This window comes from Ruania zhangjianzhongii (assembly GCF_008000995.1).
Classification (GTDB): domain Bacteria; phylum Actinomycetota; class Actinomycetes; order Actinomycetales; family Beutenbergiaceae; genus Ruania; species Ruania zhangjianzhongii.
The window spans coordinates 4924508-4947543 of record NZ_CP042828.1; the positions used below are offsets into that span (position 1 = coordinate 4924508).

A 23036-nucleotide genomic window follows, 5' to 3' on the forward strand; every position below is an offset into this window, starting at 1 on the left:
ATGAGCACACCAGCGAGTAACCCGCCAGCAGTCCAGCTGGCCGGCGTCACCAAGCAGTTCCGCACCGGCGACGGACCCGTGGTCGCTGTCAACGACATCGACCTGGAGGTCCCCCGCGGTCAGATCATGGCCTTCCTCGGACCGAACGGCGCCGGGAAGACCACTGCGCTGGACATGGTCCTCGGCCTCACCGAACCGACCGCCGGCACTGTGCAGGTCAACGGTCTGCCGCCACGGCAGGCGGTGCGCGCCGGCCGCATCTCTGCGGTACTGCAGAGCGGCGGACTGCTCCGTGACCTGAGCGTGGCCGAGACGGTCCGGATGATCGCCTCCACGTTTGAGCACCCGATGCCGATCGACGAGGTCCTCGCCAAGGCCGGCATCACCAAGATCGCCGGGCGGAAGGTGTCCAAGTGCTCCGGCGGCGAGCAGCAGCGGCTACGGTTCGCGCTCGCGCTGCTGCCCGACCCGGACCTGCTCATCCTGGACGAGCCGACTGCAGGGATGGATGTGACCGCCCGGCGCGAGTTCTGGGACACGATGCGTGCCGATGCGGACAGCGGACGTACGGTCATCTTCGCCACCCACTACCTGGAGGAGGCGGACGCCTTCGCGCAGCGGATCGTGATGATGGCGGCGGGGAAGATCGTCGCCGACGGCACCACCACCGAGATCCGCGCCCGCGCCTCCGGCCGCACCGTCTCCGCCCGCCTGGACAAAGCCGGCACCGAGGCGGCGCTCGCGCAGCTGCGCAGCATGCCCGGCGTGCACAGCGCCACCGTCGAGTCCGGCCGGGTGCAGGTGCACGCCGCCGACTCCGACGCGATCGCCCTTGCCCTGCTCACCGACCTCGACGGCACCGAGCTGGAGGTCAGCTCCGGCTCCCTGGACCAGGCGTTCGTCGCCCTCACCTCTACCGATCAGACCGCCGAGCGCGGCGAGCTGGAAGGAACCCTCCGATGAACCTCACCTACACCGGAATCGAGCTGCGCCGGGTCGGCCGCGACTTCATCTCGATGTTCTTCGTCGCCGTACTGCCGGCCTTCATGTACATCGTCTTCGGCGCGTCGATGGCCTACGCCGACGCGCCGATCGGCAACGGCAACGCAGCGATGTACACGATGATCTCGATGGCCGCCTTCGGCGCGGTCACGGCGACCGTGGGTGTGGGCGGGATGGCCGCCGTCGAACGGATGCAGGGCTGGGGCCGCCAGCTCGGCCTGACCCCGATGTCCGACGCCCAGTACGTGGCCGTGAAGGCAGGGGTCGCGTTCGTGATCGCAATCATCCCGATCACCCTGATCTACGTGCTCGGCTACTTCACCGGTGCGACCGGCAGCCCCACCGCCTGGTGGCTCTCCGCACTGGCCGTCGTCGTCGGGGCCGCCGTGTTCTCCCTGTACGGTCTGCTCGCCGGCCTGCTGTTCCGGTCCGAGGCGGCAGTCGGGGCCGCGAGCGGGTCCCTGGTGATCTTCGCCTTCCTCGGCAACATCTTCTTCCCACTCTCCGGAACGATGCTCACCGTGGCACAGTTCACCCCGCTGTACGGGTTCGTGGCCCTCGCCCGGTACCCGCTCACCGAGGGCATGATGATCAGCACCACCGGACCCCCGGTGGAGAGCAACGGTCTGTGGATCCCGGTGCTGAACCTGGTGGCCTGGGCGATCATCTTCGCCGTGCTGGCCTTCCTGATGGTCCGCCGCGGACGCGGCCGGCAGTGACAGCTCCCCGTACGATCGGGGACACCATGGAGACCCCCACCAGCCAGCCGAACCCGTCACTGTCACCGTGGCAGCGGTTCGGCTGGCTGATGGGCGTCATCTGGCTGGTGTTCCTGGCCTTCCCGCTGATCTCCGCGGCCCTCGCACCGGTGCCCCTGGTGTGGCGGATCATCGCAGTAGCAGCGGTCGTCGTCTTCGGCGCGCTCTACGCCTACGGCTTCGTCCGGATGATGCGACCGGACGTGAGCGACCCGTACCGGACGGCGACGAAGTTCCTGCTCGCCATGGCGGCGATGTTCGTGATCACCGGCCTGATCGTCGGGATAGACGCCTTCGGAATGACCGTCTTCCTGCTCACCTTCGGTGTCTTCCACCAACCGCTCCGGCGGGGCATCCTGCTCGCCATCGGGTGGATCGCGCTGACGGTCCTGATGCTGGTGGTCACCGACTCGTTCGCCACCCATGGCTTCTTCCTTGCCCTCCTCGCCGGCGTCGGCGTGATGACCGGCATCGTCCGTTGGCTCGACGATCGTCAAGGTGCCCACGACCGGCTGGCGACCGAGCTGAACCTGGTGGCCGAACGCGAGCGGGTGGCTCGGGACGTACACGATGTGCTCGGCCACAGCCTGACCGTGATCACGGTCAAGTCCGAGCTCGCCGAACGGCTGGTGGATGCCGATCCCGAGGCCGCCAAGGCGGAGCTCGCGCAGATCCGGTCGCTGACCCGGGAAGCACTGGCAGAGATCCGGGCCACGGTCGCCGGGCTGCGAGTGGCACGGCTGGCCGATGAGCTGGCGAGCGCCCGGGAGGCACTGACTGACGCCGGTATCGCCGCTGAGGTCCCGGTGAGTGCGGACGTCGTGGATCCGCGCCACCGGCTGGTGCTGGCCTGGGTGCTGCGCGAGGCGGTCACCAATGTGGTCCGGCACTCGGGCGCGTCCCGCTGCACGGTCCAGCTGCAGGAGCGCTCGCTGGTGGTGATGGACGACGGCGTAGGGCCGGGTGCTGCCCTAGCGGCTGGTTCCGCAGAACGCACCCGGGCAGCGACCGGCGGTACCGGGCTGCGGGGCATCGCCGAACGCGTCAAGGGCGCGGGCGCCACGCTGGAGATCACCGCGGCCGAGGGCGGCGGGACACGACTGGAGGTGCGCTGGTGACCGAGAAGATCCGGGTGCTGCTGGCTGACGACCAGGCACTGGTGCGCGGGGCGCTCTCGGCGCTGCTGCGGCTGGAACCTGACCTGGACGTGGTGGCCGAGGTCGGCTCCGGCGACGAGGTGCTCGAGACCGCCCGAAGCACCAGTGCTCAGGTGTGCCTACTGGACATCGAGATGCCCGGGATGGACGGGATCGACGCCGCCGCGCAGCTCGCGACGGAGCTGCCTGGGGTGCGCTCGCTGATCGTCACCACGTTCGGCCGGCCCGGCTACCTGCGCCGGGCGCTGGAGGCCGGTGCCAGCGGGTTCGTGGTCAAGGACACGCCGGCCGAGGAGCTCGCGGAGGCGATCCGCAGCGTGCATGCCGGCCGGCGGGTAGTGGACCCGGCGCTGGCCACCGAGTCTCTGGCCGGCGGCCCGAACCCGCTCACCGACCGCGAGCGCGAGGTCCTCCGCGAGTGCCTGGACGGTGCGTCGGTGTCGGTGGTGGCCGAACGGGTGCACCTGTCCGCGGGCACTGTGCGCAACTACCTGTCCGCAGCGATCGGGAAGACCGGCACCACCAACCGGGTGGAGGCGGCGCGGGTCGCGCAGCGCAACGGCTGGCTGTAGTCCGCCCGCGCCCACCGCTGATGGGCCCAAGCGGCGCTCGCGTGTGGGATTACTGGGCCTATACCCCCAGCAGACTCACTCGCGAGTTCGGTCAGGCGTCGCGAGTGACCAGGTGGTCCGCCCAGAGCTCCAGCTCGGGGTGCATGCTGCGCAGCAGTGTGTCGGTACCGATCACTACGTCCTCGGTCATCCGGCCGACGGCGGCCAGCCCGTTCCGGGTGCCATCGGCGCCCAGGCAGGCACCGGCGGCATCGGTGAGCACACCGCGCCCGGTAGCGCCGAAGCGGACCAGCCCGTCCGCCAGCAGCTGCTCCCACAGCTCGTCACCGCGGGGCAGGCCGGGCGGGGCGGTGACCGCGTCCACGATCAGGTCCGGCGGTTCGGCCGGCAGTTCGGCGGTGCGCACCAGGCGCAACCGGCCGGCGGATGCCAGGGCGAGCAGCTTGACCACGTTCCCCGGCGGTGGGCCGAACGCGAGCCGGTCCAGGCCGGTGACCAGCCGCGGGTAGTCGGCCCAATCGAGAGGGACATCCGCGCCGCCGCGCACTGCGCGCTCGGCCACCTGGCGCTGCCGGTGCACCAGGTCGGGATAGGCATGCCGCCACGCCTGGCCGAGCGCCCAGGTCTCATCGGGGACGGCAGTCCCTCGGGCGAAGGCCAGGCTGGCCCGCAGGTCGTCGAACGGATCGGCCGCGGTCGGTCCGGTCAGGCTGTCCCAGACCGGGTGGATCTGCTCCGGCCCGATGACGGCGGAGCTCGGGTCCCAGGTCCGTCTCGCCTGGGTGAGGATCGCGGCGGCGAGCCTCTCCAGGAGCAACGGGAGCTCCGCCGTCGTGGCTATCTCGGAACGCAGCGGTGCGGCGATCTGCTCGCTGCGGTACCGGCGCAGTACGGCGGCATCGGTCTTGGCCAGCATCAGCCGGCCAGTGCGGCTGGTGAGGGTGAGCACGGGGTCGAGGTCGCCGGGGCGGTACTGCAGGGCGCCGCCGGCTCCGCTGCTGAGGAACCGCCCGCCGAGTCCCTCGCTGAGGGCGAGGACCGCGTCGATCGCGCTCAGGTGCGCACCACGGATCTGCACGGCAGTGGGTCTCAGCGCCTGCGCGGTGGTGACCAGGCTGGGGACCGGGAACACGCGCACTGCCGGGACGCCGGCGGGCAGGTCCAGACCGGGCCAGGTGCTCGCGTGCCCGGTGACCAGCAGCACGGCGTCATACTCGGCCCACCCTTCGCTCGTGTGCACCCGGAACCCGGGCCCGGCGGGCCGCACCCGATCGACCCGCTGGCGCAGGTGGCGCACCGGGGTAGGTGCCAGCGCACCGATGGCAGTGTCGGCGAGCCCGGTGAGGTAGCGGCCGGCGGCAGCGCGCGCGGGATAGGCGCAGGGCTGGTCATCGGCCGGTGGCGCGGCGAACGGACCGGCGAGGTGGGAGTCGGTGAGGGCGGCACCGGTGTGCACCCGGCCGGCGTGCAGGGCGTGGTCCGGGACGTTCAGGCTCACCCAGTCTGGCTGATCCGAGGTGTAGGCCATCCCGGTGCCGAGCTGGGCGCGGGGCTCGTAGACGTCGATCCGGTCCGGAAGCGTGCCGCGCTCCCGACGCCGGGCGAGTGCTTCGAGTGCGTACACGGCCCGAGGGCCTCCCCCGATGATGGCCAGCGTGCTGAGGTGCTCGTGCGCGGTCACCAGGTCAACTTACGCCCTGCACACCCGGGCACCGACCGGCACCCGGCCGAACGTGGCCGGCAACGGTGCGGGGCGCGGCCAGCCGAGGTCCCGGTGCGGGGCGCGGCCAGCCTGAGCTGCGGTCAGCCGATCCCCAGCTCCGCGCGGCGATCGGCCGGCACCAGGTCCTGGTACTCGGCGTTCTGGTTGATGAATCCCGCCACTGCCGAACAGGTCGGGATCACCGCCAGCCCGGCCGCGCGGGTGGCGTCCAGCGCCTCGCGGATCAGGGTGCCGGCGAGCCCCTGACCGCGGTAGGCCGGGTCGATCACCGTGTGCGGGAAGAGGCGCTGCGCACCGTCGTCGCTGTACTCGGTGTGCCCGGCCGGCTCGCCGCCGACCAGGATCTGGTAGCGGTCGGGCTGCTCGACCACCGTGATCTCGTCAGTGCTGCTCATGTTTTCGGAGTCTGCCACACGGCTCCACGGTCCCGGGGCATCAGTGCCACCGCGAGCGCGAGCAGCACCGCCACCCCGAGCGAGCACCAGAACACCAGGTGCACACCGTGGACCAGATCGGCGCCCACCGGCATCCCATCCGGTCCCACAGTGGCGACCGCGTTCACCACCCCGCCGAAGGCGGCTACGCCCACGGCGGAGCCGAGCGACCGGGAGAACACGTTGGTGCCGGTCACCGCGCCACGTTCGGACCAGTCGACACTGGTCTGGGCCGCGATCAGCGTCGGGGCGGTGGTCAGGCCCATCCCGGCACCGATTACGAAGCAGGTGGCGGCGACCTGCCAGATCGAGGTGTGCTCGCCGAGCAGCAGTGCCAGGGCGGAGCCGATGACCACCAGGGCGGAGCCGATCAGGCCGGTGATCCGAAAGCCCACCCGCAGGTAGACCCGCCCGGACAGGGTCGCGGTCAGCGGCCAGCCGACGCTCAGCGCCGCGAGCGCGAACCCGGCCACCAGCGGCTCGGCGTCGAGCACCCCCTGGGCGTAGATCGGCACGTAGGTGGACAGGCCGAGCACGATCACCCCGATCATGAACGCGGCCACGGTAGGTGCGGCGATGACCCGGCGGCGCAGCACGGCCAGCCGGAGGATCGGGTATCGCACTCGCTGCGACCGGAACACGAACAGGGCGAGCAGCACCACGCCACCGGCCAGCACCGCTACGGTGCGGGCGGATCCCCAGCCCCACTCACCCGCCTGCAGCAGGCCAAGCACCAGCAAGGTGCTGCCACCGGTGAGCAGGGTGGCGCCGAGATAGTCGACCGGCTCGCGCTCACCGTCCCCGGACGGCTCGGTGAACCGGCGCCAGAGCATCACCGCCGCCAGGACGGCGAGTGGCACATTGACCCAGAAGATCCACCGCCAGCTGACGAACTGGGAGAACACGCCACCGAGGGTGGGCCCGGCCACTGACGAGATCGCCCAGACGCTGGCGAGGTAGCCCTGCGCCTTGGCCCGCTCGGCCACGGTGTAGATATCGCTGGCGATGGTCATCGACATCGGCATGATCGCCCCGGCACCGAGGCCCTGCACCACTCGGGCCAGGATCAGCGCGAGCATGGTGGGCGCGAGCGCGCAGAGCACCGAGCCGATGAGGAAAAGTCCCACGCCGAGGAGCATCAGGCGTTTGCGGCCGAAGACGTCGGAGAGGCGGCCATACACCGGCACGGTGACCGCCTGGGCGAGGGTGTAGGCGGAGAACAGCCAGGGCACCAGGGCGAACGCGTCGAACTCCCGCGCGATCGTGGTGGCGGCCGTGGCCAGGATGGTGGCATCCAGGGCGACCAGCGCCGTCGACAGCATCAGCGAGAGCAGGATCGGGCCGCGCTCCGAGCGCAGCCCCACACCCTCGGCCCGCGTCGGGGTCGCGCCGGCCGTCATCGGGCCGGTCCACAGATCAGCACCTCAGAGCAAGCCTCCGGCCCGCGGCGCTATTCCCCACCGCGCGGCGTTCGGAACAGGAACAGCCGGCCGACGGCGTTCGACCAGTCGCGGATATTCCGCTCCACTGCGCGGGGTTCTGCTCGCCACCGGTCCGATGTTCCCTCCTCCGTCCGTCGCGATCCGGACGACTCAGCCAGTCGCGATCCGCTCCATCTGGCTGGCGTAGTCCACCTCGGACCAGACGGTCTCCAGCACGGCCTTGGCATGTGCTTCGGCCCGTACCGGATCCCCGTCGCCGACGGCGCGGGCCAGGTCTTCGTGGTTGCTCACCGCCGCGTGGGCCGGGTGCGCCGGGGTCAGTCCCAACCGGGTGCGCCCGATCAGCACCTCCGCGACGGAATCGGCGAGGGCGGAGAACATCTCGTTGCCGCCACAGGTCAGCAGCAGGGTGTGGAACTGTACGTCGATGTCCAGGTACAAGGCGGTGTCGCCCAGACCCTGCTCACCGAGCTCGCGTAGCTGTTCGGCCAGCCGAATCAGCTCCCCGCCGGCGTCCTGCGCAGTCTGCGCGGCTAACCGTGCTGCAGTCGGCTCCAGCGCGACCCGGAGCTGGGTGAGCGACCGGAGCTGCTCGGCCCGGCCCGCCCCGGCCAGCCGCCAGGCGATCACCCGCGGGTCGAGGACCGACCACGAGGCCGAGGGCTGCACGGTCAGCCCGACCCGGCGCTTGGCCCGCACCATGCCGAGCGATTCCAGGATCCGCATCGCCTCACGCACCACGGTCCGGGACACGCCGAAGCGTTCCTCTAGCCCGGCGAGGGTGAGCACATCACCGGGATCGAGCCCGCCGCCGGCGATCTCCGCACCCAGGGTGTTGAGGATGTCGCTGTGTAGCACCGGTGCCGCCATGACCCTCCAAGGCCAGTTGGTTCATTCGCCGGGAGCCCCTCGCGGCGCGTGTACCCCATGCTAGAGCCATCAGCCGGTAAAAGGTGCGATCATTGCGGGAAATCGTTCCGCTGTCCAGAAGGAGAGACTCCCCGTGGAGCTTCGACACGCCACCAACCCCGATCAGATCCCAGGTATGGACACCGCCGAGCTGCGCTCGCGCTACCTGGTGCCGGGGCTGTTCGTCGCCGGCACCGTGCAAGCCGTCTACACCCACGAGGACCGTGTGGTGCTCGCCGGCATCACCCCGACCACGGACCCGATCTCGATGCCGACCTACCCGGAGATCCGGTCCGAGTACTTCTTCGAGCACCGGGAAGCCGGGATCGTCAACGTCGGCGCCGCCGGGAAAGTCGTGGTGGACGGTACCGAGTACGCCCTGTCCACCGGCGCCTGCCTGTACATCGGCCGCGGCGCCCAGGACGTCACCTTCGCCGGCGCCGGCGCCGGCGAGGGTGAGAGTGAGGCACGGTTCTACCTGTTCTCCGCGCCGGCGCACACCAGCTACCCCACAGTGCTCACCGAACCCGGCGGCGGGAACGTGCGTGAGCTGGGTGAGCAGGCCACCAGCAACCGGCGCACCCTGAACCAGTACATCCACTCCAGCGGGGTGCGCAGCTGCCAGGTGGTGATGGGGGTGACCACCCTGCACGAGGGCAGCATGTGGAACACGATGCCCGCGCACACCCACGACCGGCGGACCGAGTGCTATCTGTACTTCGACCTGCCCGACGACGCCCGCGTGCTGCATATCCTCGGCAAGCCCAGCGAGACCCGGCACCTGGTAGTCGCCAGCGAGGAGGCGATCATCTCCCCGAGCTGGTCCGTGCACTCCGGAGTCGGCACCGCTGCCTACAGCTTCGTCTGGGCGATGGCCGGCGAGAACCAGTCCTTCGACGATATGGACACCTTCCCGGTCGCCGAGATGCGCTGACCTCACGCCCCACTCGCGCTCCCGCACTCCTGCACTCCTGCACGCCTGCACGCCTGCACGCCTGCACGCCTGCACGCCTGCACGCCTTGAGCACCGCCTACCACGGTGGGACGAACGATCCGCCTGCTCCGCCGTCGTCGGCCGAGGGGATCCGCCGCTCAGGACCATCACGACCCCACTTGCAAAAGGTGTGATCATTGTGGGACCGTAGTGCCTCACACCGCGGTGCCCCGGGGTCACCGGCCCGCGACGCCGCTCCGACCTCAAGGTAGGCACATGACCAGCCCGCTGTTCGACATCACCGGCAAGCTCGCATTCGTCACCGGTTCCTCCCGCGGCCTGGGCTTGGCCCTGGCGACGGGGCTGGCCGAGGCGGGCGCGAAGGTGGTGCTGCATGGGCGGGACCCGCAGGCCCTGGCCGCCGCCGCCGAGACCGTCGGCCGGGTGACCTCGGGTGGCCCGGTGCCCACGGCGCGGTTCGACGTCACCGACGCCGGTGCAGTGGCCGAGAACGTGTCCGCACTCATCGATGAGCACGGCGTGCCGGACATTCTGGTGAACAACGCCGGGATTCAGCGTCGGGCGCCGTTCAACGAGTTCGACGCCGAGGACTGGGATGCGGTGATCGCCGGCAACCTGTCCAGCGCGTTCTACGTCTCCCGCCAGATCACCCCGGGGATGGCCGCGCGCGGTAGCGGCAAGGTGATCAACCTCGGCTCGGTGATGAGCCAGCTCGCCCGGCAGACGATTGCTCCGTACGGGGCGTCCAAGGGTGGGGTGCTGATGCTCACCAAGGGGATGGCGGCCGACCTGGCCCGGTTCAACATCCAGGTGAACGCCATCTCCCCCGGCTACTTCAAGACCGAGATGAACGCTGCGCTGGTCGCCGATGCAGAGTTCAGCGGCTGGGTGGGTACCCGAACCCCGGCACAGCGCTGGGGTCTGCCGGAGGAGCTGGTCGGCACGCTGATCTTCCTTGCCTCGGACGCCTCCGCGTTCGTCTCCGGTCAGAACATCTTCGTCGACGGCGGTATGACCGCCATCGTCTGATCCTGCCCTCCCGCTCACTCACCTTCCGCTCCACTTCCTAGCTAGGACACCCGCTATGCGTGCTCTCGTCATCAACGGCAAGGAGGACCTCAGCCTCGCCGAGGTCCCCGTCCCCGAACCTGGACCTGGTCAGGTCCGGATCCGTACCGCCTATGTCGGAATCTGCGGTTCGGATCTGCACTACTACTACGACGGTGCGAACGGGGCGTTCGTGGTGCGGGAGCCCCTCATTCCTGGGCACGAGATGTCCGGCACCGTGGACGCCGACCCGTCTGGGGAGCTTGCTCCCGGCACTGCGGTCACCGTGCACCCGGCCACCTTCGGCGACGAGCAGCCCGGGCTGGCGCAGGCGCCGCACCTGTGGCCGAACGGCGCCTACCTGGGCAGTGCCTCGACCTGGCCACACACCCAGGGTGCGGCAGCGGAGTACTTCGTCGTGGACGCCTCGATGGTGCGGGTGCTGCCGGCCGGGCTGCCGCTCAACCGCGCCGCCTTGGCCGAGCCGCTGGCGGTGGGGCTGCACGGTATCGCGCTCGCCGGTGGAGTGGCCGGTCAGCGGGTGCTGGTCACGGGCTCCGGTGCCATCGGTCTACTCGCTGCCGGTGCAGCGGTGGCGCTCGGCGCTGCAGAGGTGACCACCACCGATGTGCTCGAGGGGCCGCTGGGCCGTGCCCGCGGGCTCGGTGCGGCGCAGACGATCAACGTCCGGTCCGAGGAGATCCCGGCCGAGGCCTACGACGTGGTGCTGGAGTGCTCGGGCATCCCGGCCTCGATCAACGCGGCGTTCGTGGCCGCGCGGCGGGCCGGCACCTACGTGCAGGTGGGCATGGTGCCGAACGCTGCCAGCGGGATCAACCTGGCACCGATGATCTCCAAGGAGCTGACCATGCACGGCTCGTTCCGGTTCAACAACGAGATCGACGCGGCGATCTCGCTGTTGGCCGAACGGCCCGAGATCGAGCAGGTCATCACGCACACCTTCGACGCGGCGGATGCGGTGCAGGGATTCGCTACCGCCAAGGACTCCGAAGCCTCCGGCAAGGTGCTCCTTGCCCTGCCCGCCGACCCCGACACTGCCTGAACAGCTGCCCGAATAGAGGACCCGATGAAGATCGTCATCACCGACTGCGACCACGCCGACATCGACGCCGAGCAGAAGGCGGCGACCGGTGCCGGGGTCGAGCTCGTGCTCACCCAGAGCCGCACCGAGGAGGAGGTGATCGCACACGCTTCCGGGGCTGACGCTCTGGTGGTGCAGTACGCGCCGATCACCGCCGCCGTGCTGGACGCGCTGCCGAAGGTGCGCGCGATCGGGCGCTACGGCGTGGGGGTGGACACTGTCGACGTGCAGGCCGCGACCGAGCGCGGTGTGGCCGTGTGCAACGTGCCGGACTACGGCACCGAGGCCGTCTCCGACCATGCCATCACCCTGGCACTGGCGACCGTGCGCGGCCTGCGCGTGCTGGACCGGGGGCTGCGAGCCGGTCAGCCGGACCTGACACCGGCGACGCCGATCCGCCAGTTCTCCACCCTGCGCTTCGGGGTGCTCGGCTTCGGGCGCATCGGGCAGGCCACGGCTCGCAAGGCCGCCGGTATCGGCTTCGACGTGGCCACCAGCGACATCCGGTTGGAGCCGGGCACCGCGACCGACGAGGGCTGGCCCGTCCTGTCCTTCACCGAGCTGTTGGCGCGCAGCGATGTGCTGTCCGTGCACACCCCGCTGGACCCGGACACCCACCACCTGCTCGATGCCCGGGCGTTGGCACAGCTCCCGGCCGGCGCGATCGTGGTGAACACGGCCCGCGGTGGCGTGGTGGACACTGACGCGATCGCCGACGCCTTGGCATCCGGGCACCTGCAGGGCGCCGGGCTGGACGTGTTCGAGAACGAGCCGTTGCCGGTCGATCACCCGCTGACGTCCTTCGAGCGGTGCATTCTCACCCCGCACGCGGCGTTCTACACCGAGCAGTCCTACACCGAGCTCAAGCGCCGCACTGTGCAGAACGTGGTGGACGTGCTCGCCGGCACCACGCCGCAGAACATCCTCAATCCGGAGGTTCTGGCCGCCGGGCGGCGCTGAGCACAGCGCACCGGCTCGATCAGTGCCGAATGATCCGGCAGCCTTCTGCTGGACCGGGAGGCTCCATCAGGGTCTGCAGGTGGGCGTTGCCGGCCGTGGTGACCGGGTGCACGTACGGCGTATCGGCGCCTGCACGGGCAGCGAGCCGACGGTCGGCCTCAGCCAACCCGGTGGTGAGCCAATGCAGGATCACCTCTGCGTCAGCGTGCTGGGCTCGCTGCACAGCCCAGGCACGCCGCATGCGCGACCAGCTGTTCCAGTCAAGGACGGCATCCGTGCCCGCAGCGAGCACCTGCTCGGCCACCGTCCAGATCACCTCGCGCACCACGTCGGCTTGCCGGCCGTAGGCAGCGTCGTCGTAGCTGAGCTCGGGGTAGAGGCGCAGCATCCACTCGTCGAGCGTGAATCGAACCGCAGCTCCGTCCTGGCACAGCCGTCTCGCGAGGGTGCTCTTGCCCGAACCAGTCAGGCCATAGAGCAGGTGCACGCGACCGGCCGTCATCTCACCAGCGTAGGCGCGCAGTAGTGAGGGGCCACCGCAGGGCGCGGGCTGTGCGGGCTGCGCTGCGGGGAGGCAGCCACCGGCGAGGCCGACCTCTCCACGAACGCGAGCGCCCAGTCCGGTCTGGTCACGAAGCGGCACCCCGCCCCGCCCCGCCCCGCCTCGCCTCACGCCGCCCCGCCTCGCCTCGCCTCACGCCGCCCCGCCTCGCCTCGCCTCGTCAGACATGTACTGGATTCACTGGTCTTACTCCTTGGACGTTGCTGGGTCACATTTTGGGCCGCCCAGGGCATAGGGTCGATGTACTGACACTGACGACGGAGGAGAGATTCGATGAAGAAGTCCATAACCGCCGCGCTGGCTACCACGGCACTGATCGCCGGTGGAGCCGCCTTCGGCACCCTGGGGGCCGCACCAGCCAACGCCGACCTGGTGACCCACTGCGTCGGCACCGCCGGCGAGGTCACCGTGCCCGGTGATCTGGTCGTACCTGCGGACGCCACCTGCGATCTGACCGGCACCACCGTGACCGGTGACGTGCGAGTGCGCCAGGGCGGGAACCTGATCGGGGAAGGGGTAAGCATCGACGGCCAGGTTGTCGGTGCCGCCGACTCCTACGTGGACCTGCTGGACTCCACAGTCACCGGGGACCTGCGCATGAACAACGCCTACGGCGCAGTGGTCGAAGGCTCCGCGATCGACGGGCGGGTGACCAGCCGTGCAGGCGAGGAGGCCCCCGTCGGGTTCTTGTTTGCCATCGAGGCTGAGCTGGGCGAGAACCTGACGGCCCGCGCCGGTGAGGTGTACGTCGAGAACTCTGTTGTCGCGGGCACGGTCAACTCCCGCGAGACGGTGTACACCGACATCTACGACACGTTCATCGACGGCCGCCTCGTGGTGGGGGAGAACGCCGAGGGCAGCATGCTCTGCGCCGTGGTGGTGCAGGGCAACAGCCGGATCACCGGAAACGCCGGCCCGGTCCAGGTGGGCTCCGACGGCCCCGCAGCCGACTGCGACGGTGCCAGCTACTGGGGTGGCAACGTCCAGGTGGACGCCAACACCGCTGGTGTGGTGATCGATGAGAACATCGTCAACGGCACCCTGCGCCTGGCGGACAACACTCCCACCGCCCAGGTCGGTGAGAACAACCAGGTCCGCGGCGGCATCAACGGCCCGCACGAGCCGATCCCGGCCGAAGAAGAGCAGCTGCAGGCCTTCAGTGCCCAGGCAGAGGCCGACCACGCGGACACGATCCAGAACCGGATCGACGAACGACGTGCGGCAGCTCAGCAGCAGGTGGCGGAGGCTGGTTCGGCCAACATCGGCTGATCGCCCACCCCCTGGACGGTCAGCCGCGGCACGAGAGGGATGTGCCGCAGCGGCTGCGGCCCGTAGGCCGAACGGAGTCAAGTTCCCGAACCGGGAACTTGGCTCCGTTGCCGTGTGCGGCGGAGGGCGGGGGCGGCACAGGGTGAGATCACCCGAGCCAGTCAGCCGGCAGGTCCCCGCGCGCTCGCTCGCGCGGGCGTTCATCGCGATTCACATCGCACGGCGAACCGCCGCGAGCGCAGGCGGAGGACCCCTGTGAGATGCGCCACGTTCATTGCACTGAGTGCAGCGTTGCACTTAGTGTAACCACGTGACCGATGCCCCGACCGACCGCCGCGCAGCGCTGAAGGAACGCTCCCGCCAAGCCATCGTGCAGGCGGCCGCCGAGCTGATGGACTCCACCGGCGGCACCGCGTTCACCGTGGACGAGCTGGCCGAACGGGCCGATGTGAGTCGTCGCACCGTGTTCAACCACTTCGCCTCGCTGGACGATGTGGTGGCTGAGGTCTGCGCGGACGTGCTCGGCGAGCTCATCCAGAAGCTCGCCACCCCGATCGAGACCGGCCGACCTGCGGCCGGGTCGTCGATCCTGGACGAGCTCGCCGCGGTGGTGCGCAGCACCGACCTGGTCACCCCGATGGCGTACCTGACCCGCACCCTCGGCGGCACCGACCCGCACGGGCCGTGGCACGCGAATCTGCTGAACCAGGCACTGACCGAGGTGGGCAACGGACTGGTGGCGGCGCTGCGCCGTCGCTATCCAGAGGCTGACACGCTGGACCTCCAGCTGCTGGCGAGCTCGTTCACCGGCGGCGTGCTGGTGCTGCACACGCACTGGTGGGAACGGACCGGCGCTGCCGACGATCAGGTCTCCCGAGTCGTCTGGGCCGAGCTGCTGGACCACCTGATCGAGCAGCTGCGCACCGGATTCGGCACTCGCTAGACGCGCACAGAGAACTGCACCAGAGAACCGCACCCGCTCCCGCGACCCACATGCCCGAGCACCCCGATCCGTTCCTCATCCGATCACCGAAGGACCTCACCGATGGCTGAACTTCTCTACCGCCTGGGCCGAACCGCCGCACGGCGGGTCTGGGCCGTCCTCGCCGCCTGGGCCGCCGTCGCTGTGGCTGTGGGCATCGCCTTCGGTGTCGGCGCCGGCACCCTCTCCGATGCGATCGACATCCCCGGCACCCCCACAGCGGAGGTCACCGAGCGGCTGCAGACCGAGTTCCCGGAGGCCTCTGGCGGCACCGGGTCCGTGGTCGCCACCACCGCGGACGGGTCGGAGTTCACCGCGGAGCAGCAGACCGAGCTCGCCGCCCTAGGCACCCAGGCCGAGGAGATCGATGGTGTCGCTTCCGTGGTGGACCCGTTCGCCACCGAGACCCAGCGCAGCCAGCGGGCCAGCGAGCTGGAACAGGGCCGCACCGAGGCCGAGGCCGGACAGGCCGAGCTGGCGGACCAGCAGGCACAGCTGGAGGCCGGGCGGACCGAGCTCGAGGACCAGCAAGCACAGCTCGAACAGGCCCGGGAACAGGCAGAGGCCGACGGTTCGATCGCCTGGGCCGGCCCAGAGCTGGACGCCCAGCTGGAAGGGATCGAGCAGGGCCTCGCCGAGATGGACGGCCAGCAGGAGCAGCTGGACCAGGGGCTGACCGAGCTGACCGGCCAGATGCAGCAGCTCGAGCTCGGCGAACGGATGCTGGAACTGACCGACGGCGTTCGGCAGGTCTCCGAGGACGGTTCCGCAGCGGTCATCCCGGTCTCGTTCACCGAGAGCCAGTTCGAGGTACCGCAGGAGACGAAGGATGCGCTGGTCGCGCTCTTCTCCGACAACCCCATCGACGGTGTACACGTCGACTTCTCCAGCGAGATCGTGCAGGGGATCCCGTCCATCCTCGGGGTCGGAGAGCTCATCGGAGTCATCGTGGCGGCCGTCGTGCTGCTGGTCATGCTCGGCTCTCTGGTGGCAGCCGGTCTGCCGATCCTGAACGCCCTGATCGGCGTGGCCATCAGCGCTCTCGGCGCCCTGTCCCTGTCCAGCGTGGTGGAGATGGTCTCGGTGACCCCCATCCTGGGCGTGATGCTCGGACTGGCCGTGGGCATCGACTACTCGCTGTTCATCATCAACCGACACCGACGCCAGCTCAAGGACGGTTACGACCTGGAGGAGTCGATCGGCCTGGCCAACGGCACCTCCGGCAACGCGGTCGTGTTCGCCGGTATCACCGTGGTGATCGCGCTGCTCGCGCTGAACATCACCGGGATCCCGTTCCTCGGCCTGATGGGCACCGTCGGCGCGGTCAGCGTGGCCGTGGCAGTCCTGGTGGCGATCACGCTGACGCCGGCGTGGCTGAAGCTGATCGGGATGCGGGCGCTCTCCCCCCGCGAGCGCGCGAAGCTCACCGAGCACGGCGCAGCTGCCGCGAAGCCGGTGCCGCCGAAGCCGATGTCCACGGTCTCGGCCGTCGCCCGCGCCGTGCTCGGCATCGCCGCACTGGCTGTGATCGCGATCCCGGCCCTGGACCTGCGCCTGAACCTGCCGGACGGGTCCTCCGAACCGCACGACTCCACCCAGTACCAGGCCTACAGCACCGTCGCGGAGCAGTTCGGCGAGGGGATGAACGGTCCGCTGCTGGTGGTGGCCGACCTGCCCGAGCCGGCCGGTGAGGAGGAGCTGCCGGCGCAGCAGCTCGAGATCGGCGAGCAGCTGATGGCACAGGACGACGTCACCGCGGTTGCCCCGTTCGGCGCCTCGGAGGACGGCACCGTGCTCGGGTTCCAGGTGATCCCCGCCGAGGGACCGACAGCGGAGTCCACCGAAGCACTGGTGCACGAGCTGCGCGGCCTGGACCTCGACGGTGACGTGACCATCGCGGTGGCCGGTCAGGCGAGCGGCAACATCGATATCTCGGACAAGCTGGCCGAGGCGCTACCGATCTACCTGGCCGTGGTGGTGGGCCTGTCCCTGCTGATCCTGATCCTGGTGTTCCGGTCCATCCTGGTTCCGGTGATCGCTACCGCCGGTTTCATCCTGTCCTACTTCGCCGCGCTCGGTGGGGTGGTAGCGATCTACCAGTGGGGCTGGCTGCCGGGCATCTTCGGGGTGGAGAGTCCCGGCCCGATCCTGAACTTCCTGCCCACGATCGCCGTCGGCATCCTGTTCGGCCTGGCGATGGACTACATGCTCTTCCTCGGCACGGGGATGCGGGAGGCCTACGCCCACGGTGTAGACGCCCGCCAAGCAGTAGTGCAGGGCTTCCGGGCCGGCCGCTCGGTGGTGGCCGCAGCGGCGATTATCATGGTCAGCGTGTTCGGCGGGTTCATCTTCGCCGAGAGCGCGATGATCCGACCGATCGGGTTCGCGCTGGCGTTCGGCGTGCTGGTGGACGCGTTCGTGGTGCGGATGCTGATCATCCCAGCGCTGATGCACCTGTTCGGGAAGAGCGCCTGGTGGCTGCCCCGCTGGCTGGACCGGATCTTGCCGGATGTGGACGTGGAGGGCGCGAAGCTCGAGCGCCGGCACCCGCACGTCGCCGAGTCGGAGGACCCGGAGCCGGTCGAGGAGGACTCGAAGGTCTGAGCGTGACCCGTGCCGAGCGGCGCCTGGTCTCAGGAGCCGCTCGGCATGGTGTGCCAGTCCACGTCCATGATCAGGTAGTCGTCCGCTGACTCGAAGGACAACGACAGCCGGGTGCGCAGCACGACCTCCTCGGTGACCGGTGTGCGTGGGGCGTCGACGTCATCGGCCACCTCGTACTCGGCTCCCAGGGTGGTCCGCAGCTCTACGAGATCCGTCCGGCCGTCCTCGGTGATCGTGGGACCGTCCACCACTGTCCAGGTCACCGGCTCGAAGGTGATGCCATCGGTATCCTGGTTCGCCCACATCTGACACTGCGAGACGTAGCCCTCGTCGCGAATGGTGCAGTTCCCGAGAGCATCGCTCACGTGCTCGGTGAGTTCGTCGGCCAGAGCCGGGGTAGGTTCCGGCATCACCTGGATACGGCTCAGCTCGCGGTCGCTGGTCGGTGTGACCTCGAGGGTGTACTCCTCGCTGGCAAGGTAGTCGCCGCCATCGAACGCCACCTGATAGCTGCCGGGGTAGAGGGTGACCTTCGCGTCGCGGCCGGCAATGACCTCCAGGGTGCCGAGAGTGAACGGCAGCGCGTCACCGGTAGAGTCCACGCCGACACCGAGCGAGAGCGGGGTCCTCACCTGCCAGCCCTCGGCAAAAACTCGGGAGTCCTCCTCTGGAACCACGCTCAGGGAGGCGGTGTGAGTGGAATCGCCGACGACGTAGCTCACCTCCACCTGAGTTCCCTCGACGGTCTCGAAGGAGTCCACGATCTGCGGGTCAGAGATCGGCGTCCAGCCGGCGGTCGCCGCCGCGGTCCGGCCGTCCACAGTGGCCGGGGTGCCGAGGTCCGGTACCGCCGGCACCAGCTCATTCGCCCGCTCGACGTCTCCGGCCGCGATCGTGTCCAGGTATTCCTGGGCAGCATCTTCGGCGCTCTCCCGCGGTGCAGTCGCCCAGAGGATGAGGACCACTGCCGCGGCAAGCACCAGCATGCCGCCGGTGATCAGGGCAGCAATTCGTCGACGGCTACGGGTGAGGGGCATCGCGCTGACAGTGCCCGAACCTAGGGCGTGTGTCCAGGCGGACCTGTGGGCAGGTCTCCCCGGGCGCGAGGCGTCGGTCCGGACGCTACCGCTTCGGCCAGTGCCACCCGGGCTGGTCCAGTGGCCCCTCCCGGCCGGCCACCACGGTTTCCCCCACCGCCAGCTCGAGCTCGTGGTGCCTGACGCCGCCGTCCTCGAGTGCGGCGGCGAGCGGCTCGGAGTGGGTGACCACCACCAGCTGGGAGTCCTCGGCTGCCCGGCGCATCAGAGCGGCGAGCGCCGGCAGCAGGTCCGGATGCAGGCTGGTCTCGGGTTCGTTCAGCACCAGCAGCTCCGGCGGGCGCGAACTGAGCAGTGCAGCCACCCAGAGCAGGTAACGCAGCGTGCCATCAGAGAGCTCGGCCGCAGCCAACGAACGAAGAAGACCAGGGCGAGAGAACTCCAGACCGAACCGACCGCCGTCGGCGGCTATCGACACCTGCGCCCCCGGAAAGGCGAACTCGACCGCCTCATCGATCTCGGCCCCTCGGCCGAGTTCGCGGGCGGTGGCCAACGCGGCGGCCAGGTCGGCGCCATCGTGCGCGAGCGCCGTGGTCCGGGTGCCGATCTGCACCTGCCGGGCGGGGGCGGCAGCGTCGGTACGCAGATGATCGTAGAACCGCCAGGCCCGCAGTCGCTCGCGCATCGCGACGATCTCTGGCGCACCCGTGGGATCGACCACTTCGGAGAGCATCGAGTCGAACGGGCGCAGCGTGGCCGCCTGCGTCCAGCCGCCGGCGTCGCCGCGCACCCGCACGGCCGGGCCGCGCCGCTCAGCCAGTACCGCACCGGGGCGCAGCTGCGGTCCGGAGAAGATGTGCTCGGTCTTGATCTCCGGATCGTGGGTGAAGGCGGTTCCGCCTTCTTGCGGGAGGCCCAGGTCGACGGCGTAGCCCAGGTCGTCGTTTCCGGCGAACCCCAGGCGAAGGGAAACGGGGCCGGTACGCACCGTTCCCTGCGCAGGACCGCCGCGGTGGCGTGTGCCCTGTTCCGGGCCGGCCCAGAGGGTGGACTCCAGGCCCCCTTCCCGGGCGAGCGCGCCCACCGCGCCGCCCAGCGCGCACTCGGCGAGCAGGCGTAGCGAACGGTACAGGCCGGACTTCCCGGTGCCGTTGGCGCCAGTGACCACGGTGAGCCGGCCGAGGTCGAGCACCAGGCCGCGCAGGGAGCGGTAGCCGGCCACGGCGATGGTGTCGATCACCTGTCGGACGCTACTACTCGGCGGGGACACCGCCGGCGCGGAGCGCGTTCCGCGTGGTGCTGCGCTGGTGGCTGTACCCGGTTCGGGCCTCGTCAGCCAGGTCGTGCACCGTTGCTGCCGCACCGGCGAACTGCTCGCACAATAGTGGGCCTACCGCGACTATTGTCACGGGTTGACTGCGAGTAAGCGGTCATGACGATGACCACCCGGCACGGAACACCGGCGCGTTCCCGGCGACCGCGTCCTGGCACCAGCCGGCCACTCGCTTGCCGACCTCGACCTCCGTGAGGGCGCTGGTGTCGATCACGGTCATCGCCCACTCCGGTCCAGGGGCTCGGCCGATCCAACGGTGCCAGCGCATCTGCGGCCAGGCGTCGGTGGTGACGGCCTCGGGCACGTAGGAGGGGTCGGCCGCATGGTGACGCATCCAGTCGGCGAAGCCGTGGTGCAGGTGCCGGTGCTCGGGTGGGTCGCCCCGGGCGGCCAGGCGAGCCGACTGGGTCTCGGCGTCCACGTCCAGCAGGCAGACGGCCACGTCGATGCCATCGGCCGAGGGTGCGGCAAGCACCTCACCGGCAGGGACCGGGTCGCCGGCGAACAGCAGGTGCCGGCCATGCTCGGCCAGATCGAGCGCGCGGAGCGCGGCGACCTCCACCTGCTGCTGGCGCCAGGCGATGGTGGGCGGGTTCGCGACCGGTCCGAGGTCGCTCAGCTCGACCGCCTCGAACTCCTCACCGAGGCGCGTGAGCGCATGTCGACGGGCGCTGGACTTCCCGGCGCAGGAAGCGCCGGACACGAGCAGGAACATGACTGCCACGGTACGGCCGGGGTCCACCGGATTTGGCTGTGCCTCCCGAGCCGTCATCAGATGACGACTGCGCGAGAGCGTGCATATTGTGGCGTATGCAGCGGACCACCATCGCTCTCGATGAAGCGCCGACGGCTGCGCTCGACGAGCTTGCTACTGACCAGGGAGTCTCGCGTGCAGAGGTCATCCGGCGGCTCCTTGCCGAGGGTCTGGCCGGGCGCACCCGCGACGTGACCGTCGACCTTGCGTGGATCGAAGCCTCGTTCGGTGTCGCCGACGTGGAAGCGCCGGGCCGATCGCCGGCGGCACGCGAACAGCACCTCGACCAGCTCGCGGAGCTGGAGCGGTGATCCTGCTCGACAGCGACGTCGTCATCCCGCACCTTCGTGGGCACCGGCCCGCGCGGGACTGGTTGCTGGCTGCGCGAGGGCGCGACCCGCTGGCGATCTCGGTGCTCACCCTCAACGAGGTGAGCGGAGGGATTCGCAGTGGCGAACGGCGGGAGGTGCGGGATCTCCTGTCCAGCTTCCACACCGAACCGGTCACCGAAGCGGTCGCACGGCCGGCCCACCGGTCCCCGTGCATCTGCAGCCAGGCGTGGGTGGGCCGGTTCCGGACTGGTCCGAGGTCGCTCAGCGCAGCATGCCGAGCAGTTCCCGACCCGTCCGGTACCGACGCAGATTCTCGTTGACCAGCTCGTCCACCCCCTCCGGCCGCCCACCGGCACTGTGTGGGGTGATGATCGCATTCGGCGCGTACCACAGCGGCGAATCCGGTGGGAGCGGCTCCTCGGTGAACACATCCAGCGCTGCTCCGGCGATGGTGCCCTGCCGCAGCGCCTCAACCAGCGCGTGCTCATCGACGGTGCCCCCTCGGCCGACGTTCACGAACCAGGAGTGGGTAGGCAGCTGCTCGAAGATGCTGCGGTCGATCGCCTTCGCTGTGCTCGGCCGGTCCGGGAGCACCGCGATGAGCGCATCAGCGTCCGCAAGCACCTCACCAGCGTCCTCGAGCGCAGCCACGCGGATGCCGTGGCGGACACCGCTGCTGCGGCCCAGGCCCTGCACGGACCCGCCCATCGCGGTGAGCCGATCGGCGATCGCGTGCCCGATCCGGCCCAGACCCCAGATGACGAACTGCGACCCGTGGATCCGGGTGAATCCCGAGCGGGTCGCCAGCTGGTTCCCGCCGAGCTCGCTCGCCCATCGGGAGGTGGACTGCGCATCGCGGGCGAGGTCGAGCCGTCGCGCTGCTCCCAGGAGCAGAGCGATGCAGTGCTCGGCAACCGGGACATTGTGCAGGTCGATACCGCGGGTGATCCTGACCTGCGGGGCGAACCCTGCGGTGAGGAACGACTCCGGACCGGAGCCGAGGCACTGCACCCAGCGCAGGTTCGGCAGGGTCTCGGCCATCGCCACCACCTGGTGCCGCGGGTTCATCCAGGCCACCACGACCTCCGCGTCCCGATGATGGGCGGGAATCGGCTCGTCCGGGTCGTACGCGACGACCTGGACATCGCGCTGATCGGCATCTAGACGCAGGCCGCGCGGCACCGAGGTCGGCAGCAACACCTTCATCTCTACCTCACCCGTCCGCTGCCGGGCATCTGCTCTGCGGCACGCGATTCGCTCATCGGGTCAGCGTCCGTTGGCCCGGGCCCACGCCTCGTACTCCGGCCGGGCCGCCTCCGAGAGCGGGTAGTAGCGCCGCATATCGGCGCCTTCCCGAAGCTTCAGGCGGGAGAACTCCTCCCAGTCGTGGTGGGTGGAGGAGACCGCAATGACCTTGTCGACCAGGCTGGCCGGCACCACGACGGCACCGTCGCCATCGGCGACGATCGCATCGCCCGGGATGACCGTCGTCTCACCGCAGGCGATCGGGGAGTTGTAGTCGAACGGCATGAGGTCGGTCTGGGTATGGAAGTTCGGTGTGGTCCCTCGGGCCCACACCGGCAGACCGAGATCCTGCACAGCCGGCCAGTCACGAATGCAACCGTCCACGATCAGGCCCGCCCCACCTCGCCCGACCAGATAGGTGAGCATCATCTCCCCGAACAGACCCGAGGACATGTTGGCTCGACCGTCGACCACAACTACGTCCCCGGCCTGCACCGCATAGAGCACGTGCCGGTGAAGCTGCACCTCCGGATCGGCGTACTCGTCCACCCGGTACAGGTCCTCCCGCTTCGGCATGAACTTCAGCGTCAGAGCGGTCCCGGCGATCGCCTCGGCACTCGTCAACGGTCCGATGCCGGTGATGTGCGGGTCACGGATACCCATCTTGGACAACTGGCTGCTGACCGTCGCCGAGCCAATGGACTTCAGCGCCTCCCTCTGGTCCTCCGTGATGCGCGTGACCGGCTCGGGCGACGCCGTCGGGGCAACACTGTGCAGCTGGGTAGCCTCTGTCGTTTCCATGCGTTTCAGTCTCTTTCCTTATTCGTGTTGATGAAGAGGATGTGCTGCGTGCGGGA

The 23036-nt window shown here is 69.8% G+C and carries 22 protein-coding genes; 12 read left to right on the top strand and 10 right to left on the bottom strand.

The features are described 5' to 3' along the window. The 4 genes from FU260_RS22735 to FU260_RS22750 are packed head-to-tail and all read left to right on the top strand — an operon-like array spanning window position 1 to window position 3489. The gene (locus FU260_RS22735) at window positions 1-963 is read left to right on the top strand and encodes an ABC transporter ATP-binding protein (RefSeq protein ID WP_147919123.1); all 963 of its coding nucleotides are present in this window, start codon (window positions 1-3) and stop codon (window positions 961-963) included. Further along, the gene (locus tag FU260_RS22740; protein ID WP_147919124.1) at window positions 960-1721 is read left to right on the top strand and encodes an ABC transporter permease; all 762 of its coding nucleotides are present in this window, start codon (window positions 960-962) and stop codon (window positions 1719-1721) included. The genes FU260_RS22735 and FU260_RS22740 overlap by 4 nt, the downstream gene beginning before the upstream one ends. Before the next feature lie 26 nt (window positions 1722-1747). Then, entirely contained in the window at window positions 1748-2878 is a 1131-nt protein-coding gene (locus FU260_RS22745; protein WP_210418158.1) for a sensor histidine kinase, read from the top strand. Further along, window positions 2875-3489 (top strand): response regulator transcription factor, encoded by a 615-nt coding sequence (locus FU260_RS22750; protein WP_147919125.1) that lies wholly within the window; start codon window positions 2875-2877, stop codon window positions 3487-3489. Before FU260_RS22745 ends, FU260_RS22750 begins: the two co-directional genes overlap by 4 nt. 91 nt (window positions 3490-3580) lie before the next feature. On the opposite strand, the gene FU260_RS22755 is transcribed toward FU260_RS22750, so the two are convergent. From FU260_RS22755 to FU260_RS22770, 4 genes are all read right to left on the bottom strand, one after another. Then, entirely contained in the window at window positions 3581-5170 is a 1590-nt protein-coding gene (locus FU260_RS22755) for an FAD/NAD(P)-binding protein (RefSeq protein ID WP_147919126.1), read from the bottom strand. Window positions 5171-5292: 122 nt separating this feature from the next. After that, window positions 5293-5607: a GNAT family N-acetyltransferase gene (locus tag FU260_RS22760; RefSeq protein ID WP_147919127.1), complete on the bottom strand. Its 315-nt coding sequence runs from the start codon at window positions 5605-5607 to the stop codon at window positions 5293-5295. Next, complete coding sequence (locus tag FU260_RS22765) at window positions 5604-7046, bottom strand: MDR family MFS transporter (RefSeq protein ID WP_147919128.1); 1443 nt, start codon at window positions 7044-7046, stop codon at window positions 5604-5606. Before FU260_RS22765 ends, FU260_RS22760 begins: the two co-directional genes overlap by 4 nt. Window positions 7047-7238: 192 nt before the next feature. Continuing rightward, window positions 7239-7958: a FadR/GntR family transcriptional regulator gene (locus FU260_RS22770; protein ID WP_147919129.1), complete on the bottom strand. Its 720-nt coding sequence runs from the start codon at window positions 7956-7958 to the stop codon at window positions 7239-7241. 133 nt (window positions 7959-8091) lie between these two features. Here FU260_RS22770 and kduI point away from each other — a divergent pair, with 133 nt between their 5' ends. The 4 genes from kduI to FU260_RS22790 all read left to right on the top strand — a co-directional run bounded on the left by kduI (window position 8092) and on the right by FU260_RS22790 (window position 12061). After that, window positions 8092-8931 carry a 5-dehydro-4-deoxy-D-glucuronate isomerase gene (gene kduI / locus FU260_RS22775; protein WP_147919130.1) on the top strand — a complete coding sequence of 280 codons (840 nt, stop codon included), beginning with the start codon at window positions 8092-8094 and terminating at the stop codon, window positions 8929-8931. A gap of 276 nt (window positions 8932-9207) precedes the next feature. Further along, complete coding sequence (locus FU260_RS22780; RefSeq protein ID WP_147919131.1) at window positions 9208-9981, top strand: SDR family oxidoreductase; 774 nt, start codon at window positions 9208-9210, stop codon at window positions 9979-9981. 55 nt (window positions 9982-10036) lie between these two features. Further along, the gene (locus FU260_RS22785; RefSeq protein ID WP_147919132.1) at window positions 10037-11062 is read left to right on the top strand and encodes a zinc-binding dehydrogenase; all 1026 of its coding nucleotides are present in this window, start codon (window positions 10037-10039) and stop codon (window positions 11060-11062) included. A 24-nt stretch (window positions 11063-11086) separates the two neighbouring features. Next, on the top strand, window positions 11087-12061 hold the full coding sequence (locus FU260_RS22790) for a C-terminal binding protein (protein ID WP_147919133.1): 975 nt from the start codon (window positions 11087-11089) through the stop codon (window positions 12059-12061). Between the two features lie 19 nt (window positions 12062-12080). Here FU260_RS22790 and FU260_RS22795 read toward each other — a convergent pair whose 3' ends face one another. After that, complete coding sequence (locus tag FU260_RS22795; RefSeq protein ID WP_147919134.1) at window positions 12081-12563, bottom strand: P-loop nucleotide/nucleoside kinase family protein; 483 nt, start codon at window positions 12561-12563, stop codon at window positions 12081-12083. Between the two features lie 333 nt (window positions 12564-12896). Between FU260_RS22795 and FU260_RS22800 the strand changes: the two genes are divergently transcribed. From FU260_RS22800 to FU260_RS22810, 3 genes are all read left to right on the top strand, one after another. After that, a complete protein-coding gene (locus FU260_RS22800; protein ID WP_147919135.1) occupies window positions 12897-13892 on the top strand; it encodes a hypothetical protein in 996 nt (331 codons plus the stop codon). Window positions 13893-14202: 310 nt separating this feature from the next. Further along, window positions 14203-14835 (top strand): TetR/AcrR family transcriptional regulator, encoded by a 633-nt coding sequence (locus FU260_RS22805; RefSeq protein ID WP_235912118.1) that lies wholly within the window; start codon window positions 14203-14205, stop codon window positions 14833-14835. Between the two features lie 102 nt (window positions 14836-14937). After that, window positions 14938-17478 (top strand): MMPL family transporter, encoded by a 2541-nt coding sequence (locus FU260_RS22810; RefSeq protein ID WP_147919136.1) that lies wholly within the window; start codon window positions 14938-14940, stop codon window positions 17476-17478. A gap of 29 nt (window positions 17479-17507) precedes the next feature. On the opposite strand, the gene FU260_RS22815 is transcribed toward FU260_RS22810, so the two are convergent. From FU260_RS22815 to FU260_RS22825, 3 genes are all read right to left on the bottom strand, one after another. Continuing rightward, complete coding sequence (locus FU260_RS22815; protein ID WP_147919137.1) at window positions 17508-18515, bottom strand: hypothetical protein; 1008 nt, start codon at window positions 18513-18515, stop codon at window positions 17508-17510. An 85-nt stretch (window positions 18516-18600) separates the two neighbouring features. Then, entirely contained in the window at window positions 18601-19755 is a 1155-nt protein-coding gene (locus tag FU260_RS22820) for an AAA family ATPase (protein WP_147919138.1), read from the bottom strand. A 190-nt stretch (window positions 19756-19945) separates the two neighbouring features. Next, the gene (locus FU260_RS22825; RefSeq protein WP_147919139.1) at window positions 19946-20563 is read right to left on the bottom strand and encodes a hypothetical protein; all 618 of its coding nucleotides are present in this window, start codon (window positions 20561-20563) and stop codon (window positions 19946-19948) included. Window positions 20564-20658: 95 nt separating this feature from the next. Between FU260_RS22825 and FU260_RS22830 the strand changes: the two genes are divergently transcribed. Continuing rightward, complete coding sequence (locus FU260_RS22830; protein ID WP_147919140.1) at window positions 20659-20913, top strand: ribbon-helix-helix domain-containing protein; 255 nt, start codon at window positions 20659-20661, stop codon at window positions 20911-20913. Between the two features lie 282 nt (window positions 20914-21195). Here FU260_RS22830 and FU260_RS22835 read toward each other — a convergent pair whose 3' ends face one another. Both FU260_RS22835 and FU260_RS22840 read right to left on the bottom strand, forming a co-directional pair. Beyond that, a complete protein-coding gene (locus tag FU260_RS22835) occupies window positions 21196-22140 on the bottom strand; it encodes an NAD(P)-dependent oxidoreductase (protein ID WP_147919141.1) in 945 nt (314 codons plus the stop codon). Window positions 22141-22200: 60 nt separating this feature from the next. Further along, complete coding sequence (locus FU260_RS22840) at window positions 22201-22980, bottom strand: ribonuclease activity regulator RraA (protein WP_147919142.1); 780 nt, start codon at window positions 22978-22980, stop codon at window positions 22201-22203. Window positions 22981-23036: the final 56 nt, after the last annotated feature.